The sequence below is a fragment of the Streptomyces chilikensis genome (assembly GCF_001642695.1).
In the GTDB taxonomy this organism is placed as follows: Bacteria; Actinomycetota; Actinomycetes; order Streptomycetales; family Streptomycetaceae; genus Streptomyces; species Streptomyces chilikensis.
The window spans coordinates 965-16,487 of the sequence record NZ_LWCC02000100.1 but is presented as its reverse complement, the minus strand read 5'-3'; the positions used below and the strand labels follow the sequence as shown (position 1 = coordinate 16,487).

Sequence of the window (15,523 nt, the reverse complement as noted above, 5' to 3'; positions counted from 1 at the left end):
AGTCCGCCCCGCCGTGCCCGGGCCGGCGGCACGGCGGGCGCGTGGCCTCGTCGCCGCGTGCGCGGGCGGGGCCGGCGGACGACGCCGTCGCTCCCCGTCCCGCCCCCTTCCTCCAGGAGGACCCGGCTCCGCGGAGGACGCCCTCACGCGCGCACGTGAGACCCTGCGCCCGCCCTCCCCCCGGACTCCGCGTCCGGGGCCCCCGGACGCCCCGGCGGCAGGGCTGCCGCAGGCCGCGGAAAGGGCACTCACCGCCGACGGATACGGAACGCCCGGCCCCGCAGGGCCCGGCGACCCGGAGCGGGTCCGGGGACCCGGAGCGAGCCCGGGGCCCTGAGCGGCCCGGCGGCCCGGGACGGGGCCGGGGTCAGTAGGACTCGTCGCGGAGGTCGGAGACGCGTTCGAGGAGGATCGGCTCCCACGCCTGCGTGAGCTCCGTCCGCAGCAGCGTGTGCCGCTCCGACTCCGCCGCCCCGAACCGCCGGACCAGCGCCGCGAGACGGAGGACGGCGTCGCACCGCGCGAGCCACAGGCCCCGCAGACAGGGCCGCGGTCCGTACCCGGCCAGTGTCGCCGCGCGGACGGCCGCCGGGGACCCGATGGCCCGGGCGAGACCCGCGATGTCCTCGGCGGGGTCCCCCAGCACCGCGTCGGTCCAGTCGAGCACCCCCCGCACCCGGCCGTCCTCGCTGATCACCAGGTGCTCGGCGCTCAGCGCCCGGTGCACCAGGACCGCCGTCCCCGGCCTCGCCTCCAGCTGTGCCGCCCCCGCCTCGCTCAGCGGTCGCAGCCACGCCGCGTCGATCTCGTCGGCGGCCACGAGGTCCCGTGCCGCCCGCCGGGCGTTCTGCCGCAGCGTCTCGAGCGACCGCGGCGCCGCCGTGGGCACGCCGACCGCCTCCGCCTGCCGCAGCGGCACCGCGTGGAGCCCGGTGAGCAGGCCGGCGAGGTCCGCCTCGCCCAGCGCGGTCACCTTGTGCCGGGCCCCGGCGCCGCCCGGGAGCCGGGTGTCCAGCGTGTAGACCAGCCCGGGGTTCCACTCGCCGTGCCCCCGGCTGACCGGCACCGGAACCCCCACGTGCGGCCTGACCAGGTCGCGCAGCCGCAGCTCGCGCAGGCGTCGCGCCGACTGCTCGCGGTCGTGGGCGAGGCGCAGCACATGGCGGTCGCCGACCCACCAGGTGCTGTGGGCGCGCTCCGGTTCGGGGGTCTTCTCGTCGACCACGGGCCGGATCTCCGGCTCCCCGGAGGAGCCGTCGCCCGACCCGGACGGAAGGAGGGTGCGGACCAGCTCGCGCAGCTCGTCGGCGGAGGGGGGCTTCGGTGCCTGATTCATGGTGGTGGTGCCGTTTTGTTCGTGCCGGTGGGGGTTCGGGATGCGGTCGGCCGATCCGTGTCGCACGGGTCAGCCGACCGTCACGATCTCACGAGGCGCGTCGTTGAGGCGCCGTCCCCCGTCCTCGGTCACCGTGACGATGTCCTCGATGCGGACGCCGAAGCGGCCAGGGAGGTAGATGCCGGGCTCGATGGAGAAGCACATGCCGGGCACCAGCGGCTGCCGTTCGCCCTCGACCATGTAGGGCGGCTCGTGGGTGGTGACCCCGATGCCGTGGCCGGTGCGGTGGATGAAGCGGTCGCCGTATCCGGCCTCGGTGATCACGGCGCGGGCGGCCCGGTCGACGTCCTGGCAGGCGGCGCCGGGCCGGACCGCGCGGAACCCGGCCTCCTGGGCCTCGCGCACGACGTCGTGGACGCGGCGTTCCTCGTCGGTCGGCTCGCCCACGTGGACGGTGCGGGAGATGTCGGAGCCGTAGCCGTGCATCAGGCCGCCGAAGTCGAGGACGACCATGTCGCCCTCCTCGATGACCCGCGGCCCGGCCTCGTGGTGCGGATCGGCGCCGTGGGGACCGGAGCCCACGACGGTGAAGTCGACCCGCTCGTGGCCGAAGCGGCGCAGCAGGGCGGCGAGGTCCGCGGCGACCTCCTCCTCCCTGCGGCCGGCGAACCGGACCGTGCGGATCCCCGCGAACGCGGCGTCCGCGGCGGCTCCGGCGGCGGCCATGCGTTCGAGTTCGACGGCGTCCTTGACGGCGCGCAGCATCGGCAGCCCCTCGCTGAGCGCGACGTAGGAGCTGCCGGGGAGGGCACGTCCCAGTCCGAGGAGGTGGAGGGCCCAGGTGTTGTCGCTGACGCCGAACCGGCCGTCGCCGTCCAGGCCCAGGGCCGCGACGGCGTAGGGGTCCTCGCCGTCGGTCCAGTCCCGCAGGGTCAGGGCGGGCGCGCCCGCGGCCTTGGCGGCGTCGGGCGCCTCCAGGGCGGGCACGACCAGGACCGGGTCCCGGCCGGGGACCAGCGCGAGCAGGGTGAGGCGCTCGGTGTCGGCGGGCGGGGCGTAGCCGCTGAGCCACACCATGTCCGGACCGGGCGCGATCAGCAGGCCCGCCAGGCCGGCGGCGGCGGCCTCCCGGGCGGCGCGTTCCATCCGCGCCCGGTGGTCGTCGGCGGTGAAGGGTTCGAAGGGGCCTGACATCCGGGGGGCCTCCCTGGCGGTGAAGGGCGCGGTGGGGACGCGGTGCGGGGCGGGCACCGGACGTGTGCCCGGGTTCCCAGTGTCTCGCACCGGTCCCCGCTCCGGGGCCGCATCCGCGGTCACCACCCCGCTCCTGACCACGCCGGACACCCCCCGCGCGCCCCGCGCCGCGCCGGCACGGGGCGCGCGGGGACGACGGGGGCACGCCGGGGCGGACGGGCCCCGGCCGCTTCAGCGCGCGGTCAGGAACTGCGGCCCGACGGGACGGCCGAACGGGTCCCTGGCTCCGGCGGACGTCGCCGTGGACGGCGGCACGGCCGGCGGGGCGGGCGGCGCGCCGGGCAGGAACCGGTGGGCGCGGCGGGAGAGCCAGGCGTCCTTGTAGCGGTCGACCTCGCGGTGCCAGTTGAGGATGCCCGCCATCCAGTTCCGCAGGTCGGCGACGTAGCCGTCGAGGGCTTCGCGGGTCTCCGCGCCGAGCCCGAGGTCCTCGCACAGGGCGGGCAGCTCGTGGGCGACGACGTGCTGGAACTGCTCCATCCGCCGCGCGGCCAGGTCCTGCACGACGCGGAGGGCGTCCGGGTAGTCGCAGCCGAAGAAGTTCTGCACCACCAGCACGGCGTTGTGGATCTCGCCCTCGAACTCGACCTCCTTCTGGTACGAGAAGATGTCGTTGACCAGGCAGGCGTAGTCGACGGCGGCGTTCTCCAGGGAGCGGACCGGCCCGCTGCGGTAGACCTCCGGGGGCACGGCGGGGCCGTGGCCGAGCCGGCACAGGCTCATGGTGAAGTCGGCGCCGAAGGTGGCGCGCCGCATCTCCAGGTAGTCGACCGGGTCGGGCACGCGGTGGAGCAGCTGGTTGGCCAGTTCCCACACCCAGCTCTCGGTCATGTCGTCGATGGCCCTGCGCAGGGTCCGCCGGTCGCCGGGACCCATCCGGGCCGTGGTGCGGGCCCACAGGTCGGCGAGGCCGCGTTCCATGGCGTTGGCGGGCGGCGGGGCCGTCCCGCCGTCGAGGGGCATGCAGGCGGACAGCCGGGCGGTGGTGAGCCGGGCGGCGGCCAGGTCGCGGCGGTGGCCGAAGACCAGGGGGTAGTAGTCGTCGCCGTAGGTGCCCCAGGCCAGCCAGGCGGAGGCCAGGTCGAGGGCCTCGGAGGTGCCCGCGGGGTGGATGCCGGCCGCGCACAGCGGCAGGTCGTAGGCGCGCAGCTTGTCCTCGTCCCACACGCCTTCGGCGAAGACGCCCATGTCCTCCACCCAGTCGCGCAGGCGGCCGCGGGCGCCGTGCAGGTGGGGGCTGAGGGTGAGGGCGAAGGGCATCGGCAGTTCGGGGATGCGGGACGGCCCGACCCGCTGGAACGGCACGTGGGTGTGGTTCCGCAGCCGCTGCGCCCCGGCGGCGGCCAGCAGGGCGCGCACGTCGGCGGCGGACGCGCCCGGTCCGGTGGGGCCGCGCAGCGGGTCGGTGCGCGCGGCGACGGCGCCCTGGTTCATGTACCGGCTGGACCGCAGGTGCCATTCGTGGCCGCCGGACTGCCAGTCCTGGAGTCCCCGCGCGTAGGCGGCGACGGCGGCGAGTTCGTCCGGGGCGAGGCCGGCCTCCAGGGCGAGGGCGGGGATCTCGGTGAGGGCGGTGTGCTCGAACTGGTGGAGGCGGGAGGTGAGGACGTCGTTGACGATCTCGGCGGCCTGCTGGGTGGGGCAGCCGAAGAAGTTCTCCAGGACCAGCACGCCGTTGCTGAGTTCGCCCTCCTCCTCGACCTCGCGCTGGTAGGAGAACAGGTCGTTGCGCAGGTGGACGCCGTCGGAGAAGGTCTCCATCAGCACGCGCAGCGGCCGGGACCCCGCGACCCGGTGCGGGACCTCGGCGGTGGCGTACTCGACCAGGCCGGCCGACCAGGGGGCGCCGCCGACCTTGCGGCGCATCTCGATGTACTCCACGGGGTTGGCGATCCGGCCCTCGCCGATGTTGGAGAGCTCCCAGAGGGACTCGTTCAGCAGGTGCTCGGTGGCGAGGGCGAAGCGGCGGCGCCAGTGTGCGGACATGGCGGGGACGGTGCGGGCCCACAGGTCGGCGAGGCCGGCCTCCACCGGATTCCGCGGGTCGGGCACGGGGGTGTCCGGGTCGGCCGGCATGAAGAGCGGCAGCCGGTCGAGGTGGGCCCGGCCGCCGGAGCGGTCCAGGCCGCGCTTGAACATCTCCAGGAAGTGGTCGTCGAAGAAGAAGACCCAGACGTACCAGTCGGTGATCAGTGAGAGGGCGGGCCCGTCGCAGTCGGGGTGCGTGTAGGCGCACAGCAGGCCGTAGTCGTGGGCCTCGAGGTCGGACTGCTCCCATACGCCGGACCCCTCCAGCATCCCCATCTCCCGTGCCCACCGGGTGGAGTGGGCGCGGGCCTCGTCGAGGTGCGGGTTCAGTCGCGCGGGATACGGCATGTAGAACTGCGGGAGTCGGAACGGCTGCGTCATGGCCGGGTCCTGCCCCGGCCCGCGTCCGGCCATCCTCCGGGCGTCCCCGCTCCACACCTTCGCGTGAAACGGGGGCGAACGGGAACTCCCGCGGCGGCGGACGCGGTTCGCCGGGTACGCGTGACCTCACGGCTGTCCCGGCCTTCCGTACCGTCCCGGCGGTCAGGCCTTCCTCTGGCGTGCGTAGTGGCGTTGCGCCTTCGCCCGGTTCCCGCAGCCGGCCATCGAGCACCAGCGTCGCGTGCCGTTCTTGGACACGTCGTAGAAGTGCAGGATGCACTCGGGGTTGCCGCACGCCCGGATCCGCTCGGGCCGCTCCGCGAGGAGCCTCAGGTAGTCCTCGGCCGCCCGCCACGCCGGCAGCCAGGAGGGGTCCTCCACCTCGACGTAGGTGTCCGGCCCGTCGGGGCGCAGCAGGAGCCCCCTGCGGCCGTGCGCGAGCACGGCGTTGAGGGCCTCGACGGCGCCGGCGTCCGGGTGCCGCGGGTCGGCGACCGCCTCGTCCAGGGCGGCGCGCGCCTGGAGCAGGTGCCGCAGCGTGTCGTGGTCCGCCGGTGCCGGCACGCCGCCGAGGGCCCGGCTCACCAGGGGGCCGGCGAGCCAGGCCGCCAGCCCGTCGAGCGAGTCCAGCAGGTCGTGACGGCCGGTGCCGTCGATCCAGCGGGTGTTGAGCAGGTCGATGCCGAGCGGCTCGTCGGTCAGGGGACGGGGGTCGGCCTCCGGAGTGGGCGGCACGGTGCGGCGTCCTTCCTTCGCGGTGACGGCTGAATTGCACGGCCATCGTAACCGGTCATCCGTTGATCAGCGGTTGACGCTCCCGCGCCTAACCCTTAAAGTCATTTTCAACGGTTGCGAGGCGGACTCGTGACGACGAGTGAAGGCATGTGAGGGACCATGACCAAGACGAAGACCCTGCAGACCGGTCACGTGGGAGTGAACGTGACCGACCTCGAGCGCTCCCTGGCCTTCTACCGCAGCGTGTTCGACTTCGAGGTGATGGCGGAGGGCAAGGAGGACGACCGCCGCTGGGCGTTCCTGGGCCGGGACGGCCGGATGCTCGTGGCGCTGTGGCAGCAGAGCACGGGCACGTTCCCCACCGACCGTCCGGGGCTGCACCACCTGTCGTTCCAGGTCGAGACCGTCGAGGAGGTCAAGGCCGCCGAAGAGGTGCTGCGCGGCCTGGGCACCGGGTTCGCCTACGACGGCGTCGTCCCCCACGGCGAGAACGGCACCTCCGGCGGCATCTTCTTCACCGACCCGGACGGCATCCGCCTGGAGATCTACGCGCCCACGGGTGCCGACCCGGCCGACGCCCCCACCCCCGGCGCACCCACCTGCGGCTTCTTCTAGGAAGCCCTCCGGTCCACCGGGGGCCGGCGCCCCGGCCCGGCACCCCGGTGGGCACCGGACACCCACACACCGGCACGCTCGGAAAGGACATGCCGTGGCCACGTACCACAGGGGCGAGATCGCGGTGCAGGAACGCGCCGGCCTCGCCAGGCAGGCGGAGTTCTCGCTCGGCGGCATCGGCGGGAGCATCCCGCCCGTCGCGGAGGACTTCCTCGCCGCCCAGCCGCTGATCGTGCTGGGCGGCACCGACCACGACGGCCGCGTCTGGACCACCCAGCTGACGGGCGAGACCGGGTTCCTGCGGGTGCCCGACCCCCGCACCGTCGTGATCGACGCCCTGCCCCTGCCGGAGGACCCGCTGGCCGGGATCCTGACCGGCGGATCGGCCGTCCGGGTCGGGATGATCGCCGTCGAACCCGCCACCCGGCGCCGGATGCGCATCAACGGCCGGGCCCGCCGGGACGGTGACGGTCTGCGCGTCGACCTCGACCAGGTCATCGCCAACTGCCCCAAGTACCTGCAGAAGCGGGAGTACCGCCGGGCCGGGCCGGGCGAGGACGGGACGGCGGACCGCACCGTCACCGACGGCACCGAACTCGGCCCGGCCCAGCAGCAGGCGGTGCGCACGGCCGACACGTTCTTCGTCACCACCGCCTCCGACAGCGGCGACGCGGACTCCTCCCACCGCGGCGGCAACCCGGGCTTCGTCCAGGTGCTCTCGCCCACCCTGCTGCGCTGGCCCGACTACGCCGGCAATGCCATGTTCCTGACCCTGGGCAACCTGCTGCTCAACGCCTCGGCGGGCATCCTGGTCCCGGACTGGGAGACGGGCGCCACCCTGCACCTGTCCGGCAGCGCGCACACCGTGTGGGACGCCGAGGAGATCGCCGGGGTGCCCGGCGCGCAGCGCCTGGTCGAGTTCTCCGTCGAAGCCGTGCGGGAGATCACCGCCGCCTCGCCGCTGCGGTGGACCAGGCCCGGCTACTCGCGCTTCAACCCCCCGGTCCGCTGACGTCCGCACCCCACCGCACGCATCCACGACCATCACGGGACCCTACGGAGCCACCATGCAGATCACCGTGGACATGAACCTCTGCGAGAGTCACGGACAGTGCGTCTTCGCGGCGCCGGAGATCTTCTCCTTCGACGACGACGACCGCCTCGTCCACGAGACCACCCCCTCCGACGCGCTGCTCGACAGGGCCGAGAGGGCCGCGGCCCTCTGCCCGGTCCGCGCCGTCACCGTCTCGCCGGCCGTCCCGTGAGGGCCGGGGACCGCCGCGCACTGGTCGTCGTGGGCGCCTCGCTCGCCGGGCTGCGGGCCGCCCGGGCCCTGCGCGAGCGGGGTTTCACCGGCACCCTGACCATCGTGGGCGACGAACCGCGCCCGCCCTACGACCGGCCGCCGCTGTCCAAGCGGGTACTGACCGCCCCCGGCCCGCCGTCCGGCACCGAGCTGCCCGTGCCGCCGGGGCTGGAGGCCCGCTGGCGGCTCGGGCAGGCGGCGGTCCGCCTGGACCTCGCGGCGAGGACCGTCACCCTCGCGGACGGCGCGCGGCTGCCGTACGACGGGCTGGTCGTCGCCACCGGATCGGCCGCCCGCGGCTGGCCGGCCACGAAGCCTCCGCCACCGGCCGGCGTGCTCACGCTGCGCGGCTGGGACGACGCGCTCGTCCTGCGGGCCGCGTTGGCGGCGGGAGGGCCGCTCGTCGTCATCGGCGCCGGGTTCCTCGGCGGTGAGATCGCCGCCGCCGCCCGCGGGCGCGGGCTGGACGTCACCCTCGTCGAAGCGGCGTCCCAGCCCCTGGAGCGCGCCGTCGGCACCACCGCGGGCGCCTACGTCGCCGCGCTCCACCGCGAGGCGGGCGTCGCGCTGAGGACCGGCACCACCGTGGAGGGCTTCCTGACCGGGGCCGACGGCCGGCTGGCCGGCGTCCGCCTCGACGACGGCACCGCGGTGCGGGCCGGCACGGCGGTCCTGGCCCTGGGCGGAGTGCCGTCGACGGGCTGGCTGGCCGGCTCCGGCCTCGCTCACGACGGCGGCGTCCACTGCGACCCCCGTCTGCGTGTCCTGCGCGCCGACGGTTCGGTCGTGCCCGACGTGGTGGCGGCCGGCGACGTGGCGCGCGTGCCGCAGCCGCTGGCCGACGGCGAACGCCTGACGCTCGGCCACTGGACCAACGCCGTCGAGCAGGGCGAGGCGGCGGCCGCCACGCTCCTGGCCGGGCGGGACCCGGCCCGGGCACCCGGGCCGTTCGCGGCCGTGCCGTCCTTCTGGTCGGACCTGCACGGCGTCAGGATCCGCTCGGTGGGCCTGCCCGCCGCCGCCGACGAGACGCGGGTCGTGGAGCACGACCTGGCGGGCCGCCGGCTGGAGATCAGCTACCACCGTGCGGGCCGGCTGGTCGGAGCGCTGACCGTCGGGCGGACGGGCCGGCTGGCGGCCTACCGCTCCGCCCTGCGGGAGCGCCTGAGCGACGGGTGCCTCCCCTTCGGGTCCGGCCGGGACCGCCGCGCCGAGGACCCGCCGCCCGCCTCCGCGCGGCCGCCGGGCCGCCGCGAGGAGGCACCGCGGGCGTGAGCGGAGCCGCCCGGATGCCGGCGGCGTGCCGGCGGGATCCGGGCGGCGTGCCGGCGGGATCCGGGCGGCCGCGGACGCCCCGCCGGACGGGACCTAGCGGACCTTGCGGCCGACGCCGCCGTGCTGGCCGATCGGGGTGGTGTCGGCGCCCTCCTCCGGGTGCCAAAGCGGTACGGAGACCACGCCCGGCTCGACCATCTCCATGCCCTCGAAGTACGCCTCGATCTCCTCGACGGGACGCAGGAAGTACGGGACGGCGCCGGTCTCGTTGTAGCCGTCCTGCGCGCGCTCGTACTCGGGGTCCACGCCGCGGGAGCCGTCGTTGACGCAGAGGTAGCTGCCCGTGGGCAGGCCGGCCATCAGCCGCCGCACCAGGTCCCGGGCGGTGGCGTGGTCACGGACGTGACCGAGGGTGCCGCTGAGGATCAGCGCGGTGGGCCTGGTCAGGTCGAGGGTCTCGGCGGCGGCCTCGATGATGGCCTCGGGCCGGTAGAGGTCGGCGTCGAGGTAGGCGGTGGTGCCCTCGGGGGTGGAGGTCAGCAGCGCGCGGGCGTGGGTGAGGACCAGCGGGTCGTTGTCGACGTAGACGATCCGCGCGTCGGGGGCGTGCCGCTGGGCAACCTCGTGCGTGTTGTCGCTGGTGGGCAGGCCGGTGCCGACGTCGAGGAACTGCCGTATCCCGCATTCCACCACCAGGTGGCGGATGCTGCGGCCCAGGAAGGCGCGGCTGGAGCGGGCGATGGTGGTGATGCCGGGGAAGACGGCGGTGTAGGCGTTGCCGGCCTCCTCGTCGACCGGGTAGTTGTCCTTGCCCCCCAGCCAGTAGTTCCAGATGCGGGCCGAGTGGGGGACCGAGGTGTCGATGGGGCGGTGGGGCTGCGTGGTCATGTGTGTTCTCCTCCGGCCGTGGGGCAGCGGCTGGCGATCCTGACGTCGCTCCGTCAAAACGGCCTGTCGAAACGAACTTAGACATCAACATCAACATCGTGCACAAGAGTTGGCCGAATCCCCACCCCGGTCGATCGTCCGCGATCATGGATCATCGGCAATCGGTCGCCCTGGCCGAAACTTGCTCTGGCTTCCCCCCGATCAAGGGTGTTCGAATCAAGCTCCACTTCATACGCAGGGGCTGACGGGGGAAACGCGTGCCTTCCCTGACCTACCAGGACCTTCACGCCCGCCACGCCGACGCCATCCGCGCCGAGGTGGCGGCGGCGCTCGGACTGGCCGGGCCGCCGGGCGACCTGTTGCGGTCCTCCTGCGAGGAGTTGATGCGCCGGCAGACGATGCGGTACCCGCTGTCGGTCCTGCCCCTCGCGGTGCACGGCGCCGAGACCGGCGACCCGGAGCCCGCGCTGCCGCTGGCGGTGGTGCACCTGCTGTGGTGGACGGCCGCCTGCCGCCTCGACGACCTCGCGGACGCGGAAGCCGCCGGCGCCGGGCCGGCTCCCTCGGGGCACGAGGCGGTGCTGACCACCCTGGCGGCCGGCAGCCTGCTGCCGTTGCGCCTGCTGGACTCACCGCGCCTGCCCGCCCCCGTGCGCCCCGTCCTCACCGCCGAGTTCACCGCCTGCGGACTCGCGGCGGTGGCCGGTCAGCTGGCCGACCTGCGCGGTTGCACGAGCGACGTGCCGCGCCGCGAGGCGGTGCTGGCCGCCTACCGCGGCAAGTCCGGCGCCCCCTTCGCCATGATCACCGCGATGGCCTCGCTGCTCGCCGGGGCGGAGCCGGAACGCACGCTCCTGTGGCGGGAGTTCGGTGACCTCCTCGGCATCCTCTGGCAGCTCTTCAACGACCAGGAGGACATCACCTCCGGCCGCCACGAGGACCTGCGCAACGGCACCGTCACCCACCTCCTGGCCTGCTCCCACGAGGCGGCCTCCCCCGCGGACTCCGCCCGGCTGCACTGCCTCCGCGCGGCGGCCCGCACCTCGCCGCAGGCCCGCGCGGAACTCCTGGAGCTGCTGCTCTCCGGTCCGGCGCTGGAGGGCTTCCGGCAGGACCTGGAGACCTACCGCAGCCGCTCGCACGGCGTCCTCGACCGCTTGTCCGGACGGGATCCCTACGCCTCCTGCCTGTACGACCTGATAGGCCAGGCCTCCCGTCTCTCCCTCCGCACTCCGGCCCCGGTCCTGTGACCCCTCGCGAAAGAGTCCGCCCATGTCCCGCCGCACCGCAGTCGTCGTCGGCGGCAGCATCACCGGAATGCTCGCCGCCGCCGTCCTGGCCGAGCACGCCGACGTCACCGTCGTCGAACGCGACCTGCTCCCCGACGGGCCCGAGCCGCGCCGGGGGCTGCCGCAGGCGCGGCACGCGCACGTGCTGTGGTCCGGCGGCGTCAAGGCGATGGAGTCGCTGCTGCCCGGTCTCACGGAGGAGCTGACGGCCCGGGGCGCGTGGTGCGCCGACATCATGACGGACCTGGTCTCCAAGGCCCCCTCGGGCCAGTGGTTCCGCCGCTTCACCCACTCCTGGCACACCAACGTGGTGTGCAGCCGGGACCTGCTGGACTGCGTGGTCCGCGACCGGGTGCTGCGGAACCCCCGGGTGACCCTGCGGTCGGGCGCCGAGGCGGTCGGACTGGCCGGCGGCCCCGGCCTGGTCACCGGCGTCGACCTCGTCGCGGGCGGGGGCGGTGCGCGGGAACGGCTCGCCGCCGGCCTGGTGGTGGACGCGAGCGGACGCTCGGGCCGGGCGCCCGTCTGGCTGGCCGAGCTGGGCCTGCCGCCGGTGCCCGAGCGCACGGTGGACGCCGGGATCGGTTACGCCAGCCGCCTCTACCGCGCCCCGGCCGGGGCCGTCGGGCGGTTCCCGGTCGTCAACGTCCAGGCGGACCCGCACGCCCCGGTGGGGCGGGGCGGCATCCTCAACCCGGTCGAGGGCGGGCGCTGGCTGGTCACCCTGGCCGGCAGCCGTGAGGGCCGGCCGACGTCCGACCCGGACGCGTTCGTCCCGTTCGCGCGCTCCCTGCCCCATCCGGTGATCGGCGAACTGCTCGCGCAGGCCGAGCCGTTGGGGCCGGTGGTCACCACCCGCAGCACCGCCAACCGGCGGCGCTACTACGAACGGGCCAGGCGTCTGCCCGCCGGCTTCGTGATCCTCGGCGACGCGATCGCGGGCTACAACCCTGTCTACGGCCACGGTCTGAGCGCCGCCGCGCAGAGCGTCGTGGCCCTGCGCGAGGTGCTGCGCCGGCACGACCTGACCGACCCGCTCACCGCACGCCGCGTCCAGCGGGCCGCGGCCCGCCCCGTCGAGAACGCGTGGAACCTGGCGGTCGGACAGGACGTCTTCCACCCGGACGCCGCGGACCGGCCGCCGGCCGTGACGGAACGGCTGCTGGCCCGGTACGTGGACCGGGCCGTGGACGCGGGGGCCCGCAATCCGCGCGCGCTGCGGATCCTGCTGGACGTGATGAGCATGGAACGGCCCGCGACCAGGCTCATGCGGCCGGACATGCTGTTCCTGCTGCTGCTCGGCCGCAGGAAGCCCCTGCTGGACGGGCCGCCGCTGACCGGGGCGGAGCTCCGGGCGGCGGGACTGCCCGTACCGGCGGACGCGGTGTTCGCCTAGACTGCCGCCCATGACTGCCGGGTCGGCCACGGGCCACGCACGAGTGAGGCGCCCGGCCTCGGCATGAGTCCGGCGCGGGCCCGCGGCCCGCCACCGGTTCCGGATCCCCGCACCCCTTTTTCCGGAACCGACACCTGGAGCCCTCTCCCCCATGCCCGTCACCGCAGTCCAGCTCGACCACGTCGCCGTCCTTGCCGGGGATCGCGAACTGTCCGCCCAGTTCCTCGCCGCCGTCCTGGGACTGCGGGTCGGGGCCCCCTTCGGCCCGTTCCTCCCGGTCGACCTCGGCAACGGCGTCACGCTCGACTTCTACGAGCAGCGCCACGAGCCCGTCCAGGGCCAGCACTACGCCTTCCTGGTCCCGGACGAGGAGTTCGACGCGATGCTCTCCCGGCTGGAGACGCTGGGCGTCACCTACTTCGCCGACCCGCACCACACCGAACCGGGGCGCTTCAACCGGCTGTTCGGCGGACGCGGCGCGTACTTCGCCGATCCGAACGGCCACAACATGGAGATCATGACCCGGCCGTACGCACGCCCCTGAACGGGCCGGAGCCACCGGCTCGCCCCGCGGGAGCGGTGGAGGCCGCGCTGCGGCGCGGCCTCCACCCCCCGTGGCGGATCGCCCCGCGGCCGGCGCGGGGGGGGGCGGTGACCGCCTGCCCCGGCCCGCCGGGCCGCCCGCGGGCGGTGCCGTGGGGACGACGCGGTTGCGGACCGGTCAGCCCATGGTCTTCGCCCCGTCCAGGCTCTCGCGGATGATGTCCGCGTGGCCCGCGTGCTGCGCGGTCTCCGCGACGATGTGGAGCAGGGTCCGCCGCGCCGACCAGCGGCCGCCCGCCTCGAACCAGGGCGCCTTCGGCAGCGGGTGGCTCGCGTCCAGGTCGGGCAGGGTGGCCACCAGGCCGTCGGTGCGGGCCGCCACCTCCGCGTAGGCGTCGAGCACACCGGCCAGCGTCTCGTCGGGCAGCAGCTGGAACTCCGCGGCGCGCGCCGCCAGGTCGGCCTCCGTCATGGCGGTGAAGTCGCCCATCGACGACGGCCCCTCCAGGATGAAGTCCACCCAGCCCTTCTCCACGGCGGCGACGTGCTTGACCAGCCCGCCCAGGCACAGCTCGCCGGCCGTGGTCCGCAGGCGTGCCTGGTCGTCGGTGAGGCCCCGCGTGGTGACGCGCAGGAACTCGCGGTGCCGGGCCAGGACCTCCAGCAGGTCGGCGCGCTCGCCGGTCAGGGTCCCGGTGGTGCCGCCCGTCGTGATCATCTCGTTGACGCTCATCTCGGTCTCCGCCTTCGCATCGCTTCGCCACGGGGGGCCTGACGCCCCTCGCCCTCGGACATGTCCCACGCTAGGAGTCATTGCGGCCACTTTCCGTCCGCAATGACCGCCACACTGGGGTGCATGGCGAACACCAGCTCACGCACCCTGCGACTGCTCTCCCTGCTGCAGACGCACCGCTACTGGCCGGGCGCCGAGCTCGCCGACCGGCTCGGCGTCTCGACCCGCACCCTGCGGCGGGACGTCGACCGGCTGCGCGAGCTCGGTTATCCGGTGGAGGCCCAGCGCGGCGCGGACGGCGGCTACCAGCTGGCGGCCGGGGCGGCGCTGCCGCCGCTGGTGATCGACGACGAGGAGGCGGTGGCCCTGGTCGTGGGCCTCCAGACGGCGGCGCAGAACGCGGTGGAGGGGATGGCGGAGTCCTCGGTGCGGGCGCTGGCGAAGGTGGTGCGGGTGATGCCGGCCCGGCTGCGCCGCCGGGTGGAGGCGCTGCGGGCGGTGACGGTGCCGGCCGTGTGGAGCGGCGGCGGGGAGCCCGGCGTGGATCCGTCGGCGCTGACGACGGTGGCGCTGGCCTGCCGGGACGAGGAGCGGCTCAGGTTCGGTTACCGCGCCGCCGACGGCGCCCGGACCGAGCGCCACGCGGAACCGCACCGGCTGGTGCCGCTGGGGCGGCGCTGGTACCTGGTCGCCTACGACCTGGACCGGGCCGCCTGGCGCAGCTTCCGGCTGGACCGGCTGACCGCCCCGGAGGGTACCGGCGCCCGGTTCCGCCCCCGGGAGCTGCCGGCCGCGGACGCCGCGGCGTTCGTGCGGGCGGGGCTGGAGGGCCTGCCGCGACCGCACCGGATCGAGGCGAGCGTCGAGGCCCCGGCGGAGGCGGTCCTGCGGCGCATCGGCCGCTGGGCCGAGGTCGAGGAGGCGGAGGAGGGCCGCTGTCTGGTGCGGATGACGACGGACGACCTGAGCTGGCCGTTGCTCGCCCTGGGCATGACGGGCGCGGAGTTCCGCGTCGTCGCACCGCCGGAGCTGGCGGACCGGGTGCGGGAGTGGGGCGACCGGTTCAGCCGAGCCGGTCGCGCGGGGGCCGGAAACCCACCCGGAACCGGAAGTCCTCCAGGGTGAACGACAGCAGCGGGCGGACCCGGCCGAGGAAGGCCAGCGCTCCCGCGGGGTCGGGGCGGAAGGACGCCTTGGTCAGGGCGGGCCTGCCGGTGAGGCGGGCGGGGACGGCCAGCACCTCGCCGTCGGCCTCCTGGAGCAGCCGGGTCCGCACCGGCAGCCTGCCCGGCAGCGGACGGCCGGGCCGGAAGGCGGCACGGACCTCGCCGGTCCCGGGTGCGCGGAGCCGGAGGTGTTCCGTCCCCGGCGGCCCTCCGCCGGGCTCCAGCGCGAACTGCCCGAGCTCCTTGGGGATGCCCCACAGGGCGCGTCCGCCGGCCTTGGACTGTTCGCTGTCCACCCAGACCGCCACCGCCGTGCAGCCGATCCTCCGCCCCTGCCGGACGACGAGCGCGACCAGCAACTCCCGGTAGGCGAGGGTGCCTTCGGGCGAGTAGTCGACGCAGAAGGCCAGCAGCGCGCAGCGTCCGCCGACGACCAGCGGGCGCACCCCCTCGGGCAGCGGCCACTTCGGCAGCAGGCTCGGGCGGACCCGCAGGACGCTGACGTGCATCCGGCCGCGCAGGTCCCACGGCTCGGGCGGAAAGGGCTCGGCTTCGCTCATCCCCTCATGGTGCCCCGT

At 75.1% G+C, this 15,523-nt stretch carries 15 protein-coding genes; 8 read left to right on the top strand and 7 right to left on the bottom strand.

Translation table 11 applies throughout. The features are described from left to right. Positions 1-367 precede the first annotated feature (367 nt). From A2U95_RS24445 to A2U95_RS24430, 4 genes are all read right to left on the bottom strand, one after another. Positions 368-1,336 (bottom strand): aminoglycoside phosphotransferase family protein, encoded by a 969-nt coding sequence (locus A2U95_RS24445; RefSeq protein ID WP_166026812.1) that lies wholly within the window; start codon positions 1,334-1,336, stop codon positions 368-370. 69 nt (positions 1,337-1,405) lie between these two features. Further along, positions 1,406-2,530, bottom strand: a complete 1,125-nt coding sequence (locus tag A2U95_RS24440) for an aminopeptidase P family protein (RefSeq protein WP_166026810.1) — start codon at positions 2,528-2,530, stop codon at positions 1,406-1,408. A gap of 231 nt (positions 2,531-2,761) precedes the next feature. Then, positions 2,762-4,999: a germacradienol/geosmin synthase Cyc2 gene (gene cyc2 / locus A2U95_RS24435; protein WP_240957990.1), complete on the bottom strand. Its 2,238-nt coding sequence runs from the start codon at positions 4,997-4,999 to the stop codon at positions 2,762-2,764. A 162-nt stretch (positions 5,000-5,161) separates the two neighbouring features. After that, positions 5,162-5,734 carry a CGNR zinc finger domain-containing protein gene (locus A2U95_RS24430; protein WP_166026808.1) on the bottom strand — a complete coding sequence of 191 codons (573 nt, stop codon included), beginning with the start codon at positions 5,732-5,734 and terminating at the stop codon, positions 5,162-5,164. A gap of 159 nt (positions 5,735-5,893) precedes the next feature. Here A2U95_RS24430 and A2U95_RS24425 point away from each other — a divergent pair, with 159 nt between their 5' ends. The 4 genes from A2U95_RS24425 (at position 5,894) to A2U95_RS24410 (ending at position 8,930) form a co-directional block, all read left to right on the top strand. After that, positions 5,894-6,349, top strand: coding sequence for a VOC family protein (locus tag A2U95_RS24425; protein ID WP_166026806.1), 456 nt, complete (start codon positions 5,894-5,896; stop codon positions 6,347-6,349). Between the two features lie 94 nt (positions 6,350-6,443). Beyond that, positions 6,444-7,361 carry a pyridoxamine 5'-phosphate oxidase family protein gene (locus A2U95_RS24420; RefSeq protein WP_166026804.1) on the top strand — a complete coding sequence of 306 codons (918 nt, stop codon included), beginning with the start codon at positions 6,444-6,446 and terminating at the stop codon, positions 7,359-7,361. Between the two features lie 55 nt (positions 7,362-7,416). After that, complete coding sequence (locus A2U95_RS24415) at positions 7,417-7,614, top strand: ferredoxin (RefSeq protein WP_166026802.1); 198 nt, start codon at positions 7,417-7,419, stop codon at positions 7,612-7,614. Then, a complete protein-coding gene (locus A2U95_RS24410) occupies positions 7,611-8,930 on the top strand; it encodes an NAD(P)/FAD-dependent oxidoreductase (protein WP_240957978.1) in 1,320 nt (439 codons plus the stop codon). The genes A2U95_RS24415 and A2U95_RS24410 overlap by 4 nt, the downstream gene beginning before the upstream one ends. Before the next feature lie 93 nt (positions 8,931-9,023). Here the strand turns inward: A2U95_RS24410 and A2U95_RS24405 are convergent, their stop codons facing one another. Next, entirely contained in the window at positions 9,024-9,818 is a 795-nt protein-coding gene (locus A2U95_RS24405) for an SAM-dependent methyltransferase (protein ID WP_166026800.1), read from the bottom strand. Positions 9,819-10,075: 257 nt separating this feature from the next. Here A2U95_RS24405 and A2U95_RS24400 point away from each other — a divergent pair, with 257 nt between their 5' ends. The 3 genes from A2U95_RS24400 (at position 10,076) to A2U95_RS24390 (ending at position 13,047) form a co-directional block, all read left to right on the top strand. Beyond that, on the top strand, positions 10,076-11,068 hold the full coding sequence (locus A2U95_RS24400; RefSeq protein ID WP_240957976.1) for a polyprenyl synthetase family protein: 993 nt from the start codon (positions 10,076-10,078) through the stop codon (positions 11,066-11,068). A 22-nt stretch (positions 11,069-11,090) separates the two neighbouring features. Beyond that, on the top strand, positions 11,091-12,503 hold the full coding sequence (locus tag A2U95_RS24395; protein ID WP_166026798.1) for an FAD-dependent oxidoreductase: 1,413 nt from the start codon (positions 11,091-11,093) through the stop codon (positions 12,501-12,503). Positions 12,504-12,654: 151 nt separating this feature from the next. After that, positions 12,655-13,047, top strand: a complete 393-nt coding sequence (locus A2U95_RS24390; RefSeq protein ID WP_166026796.1) for a VOC family protein — start codon at positions 12,655-12,657, stop codon at positions 13,045-13,047. 177 nt (positions 13,048-13,224) lie between these two features. On the opposite strand, the gene A2U95_RS24385 is transcribed toward A2U95_RS24390, so the two are convergent. After that, positions 13,225-13,779 (bottom strand): DinB family protein, encoded by a 555-nt coding sequence (locus A2U95_RS24385; protein WP_166026794.1) that lies wholly within the window; start codon positions 13,777-13,779, stop codon positions 13,225-13,227. Between the two features lie 123 nt (positions 13,780-13,902). Here A2U95_RS24385 and A2U95_RS24380 point away from each other — a divergent pair, with 123 nt between their 5' ends. Then, on the top strand, positions 13,903-14,904 hold the full coding sequence (locus A2U95_RS24380) for a helix-turn-helix transcriptional regulator (protein ID WP_166026792.1): 1,002 nt from the start codon (positions 13,903-13,905) through the stop codon (positions 14,902-14,904). Here A2U95_RS24380 and A2U95_RS24375 read toward each other — a convergent pair. Next, positions 14,843-15,505, bottom strand: a complete 663-nt coding sequence (locus tag A2U95_RS24375) for an acetoacetate decarboxylase family protein (protein WP_166026790.1) — start codon at positions 15,503-15,505, stop codon at positions 14,843-14,845. The genes A2U95_RS24380 and A2U95_RS24375 overlap by 62 nt on opposite strands. Between the last annotated feature and the right edge of the window lie 18 nt (positions 15,506-15,523).

What these genes read in the sequence shown, in the direction of transcription:
- A2U95_RS24415 (WP_166026802.1), top strand. Translation starts at nt 7,417, where the DNA reads ATGCAGATCACCGTGGACATGAACCTCTGCGAGAGTCACGGACAGTGC.
- A2U95_RS24445 (WP_166026812.1), bottom strand. Translation starts at nt 1,336, where the DNA reads ATGAATCAGGCACCGAAGCCCCCCTCCGCCGACGAGCTGCGCGAGCTG.
- cyc2 (WP_240957990.1), bottom strand. Translation starts at nt 4,999, where the DNA reads ATGACGCAGCCGTTCCGACTCCCGCAGTTCTACATGCCGTATCCCGCG.
- A2U95_RS24440 (WP_166026810.1), bottom strand. Translation starts at nt 2,530, where the DNA reads ATGTCAGGCCCCTTCGAACCCTTCACCGCCGACGACCACCGGGCGCGG.
- A2U95_RS24375 (WP_166026790.1), bottom strand. Translation starts at nt 15,505, where the DNA reads ATGAGCGAAGCCGAGCCCTTTCCGCCCGAGCCGTGGGACCTGCGCGGC.
- A2U95_RS24405 (WP_166026800.1), bottom strand. Translation starts at nt 9,818, where the DNA reads ATGACCACGCAGCCCCACCGCCCCATCGACACCTCGGTCCCCCACTCG.
- A2U95_RS24390 (WP_166026796.1), top strand. Translation starts at nt 12,655, where the DNA reads ATGCCCGTCACCGCAGTCCAGCTCGACCACGTCGCCGTCCTTGCCGGG.
- A2U95_RS24425 (WP_166026806.1), top strand. Translation starts at nt 5,894, where the DNA reads ATGACCAAGACGAAGACCCTGCAGACCGGTCACGTGGGAGTGAACGTG.
- A2U95_RS24395 (WP_166026798.1), top strand. Translation starts at nt 11,091, where the DNA reads ATGTCCCGCCGCACCGCAGTCGTCGTCGGCGGCAGCATCACCGGAATG.
- A2U95_RS24380 (WP_166026792.1), top strand. Translation starts at nt 13,903, where the DNA reads ATGGCGAACACCAGCTCACGCACCCTGCGACTGCTCTCCCTGCTGCAG.
- A2U95_RS24385 (WP_166026794.1), bottom strand. Translation starts at nt 13,779, where the DNA reads ATGAGCGTCAACGAGATGATCACGACGGGCGGCACCACCGGGACCCTG.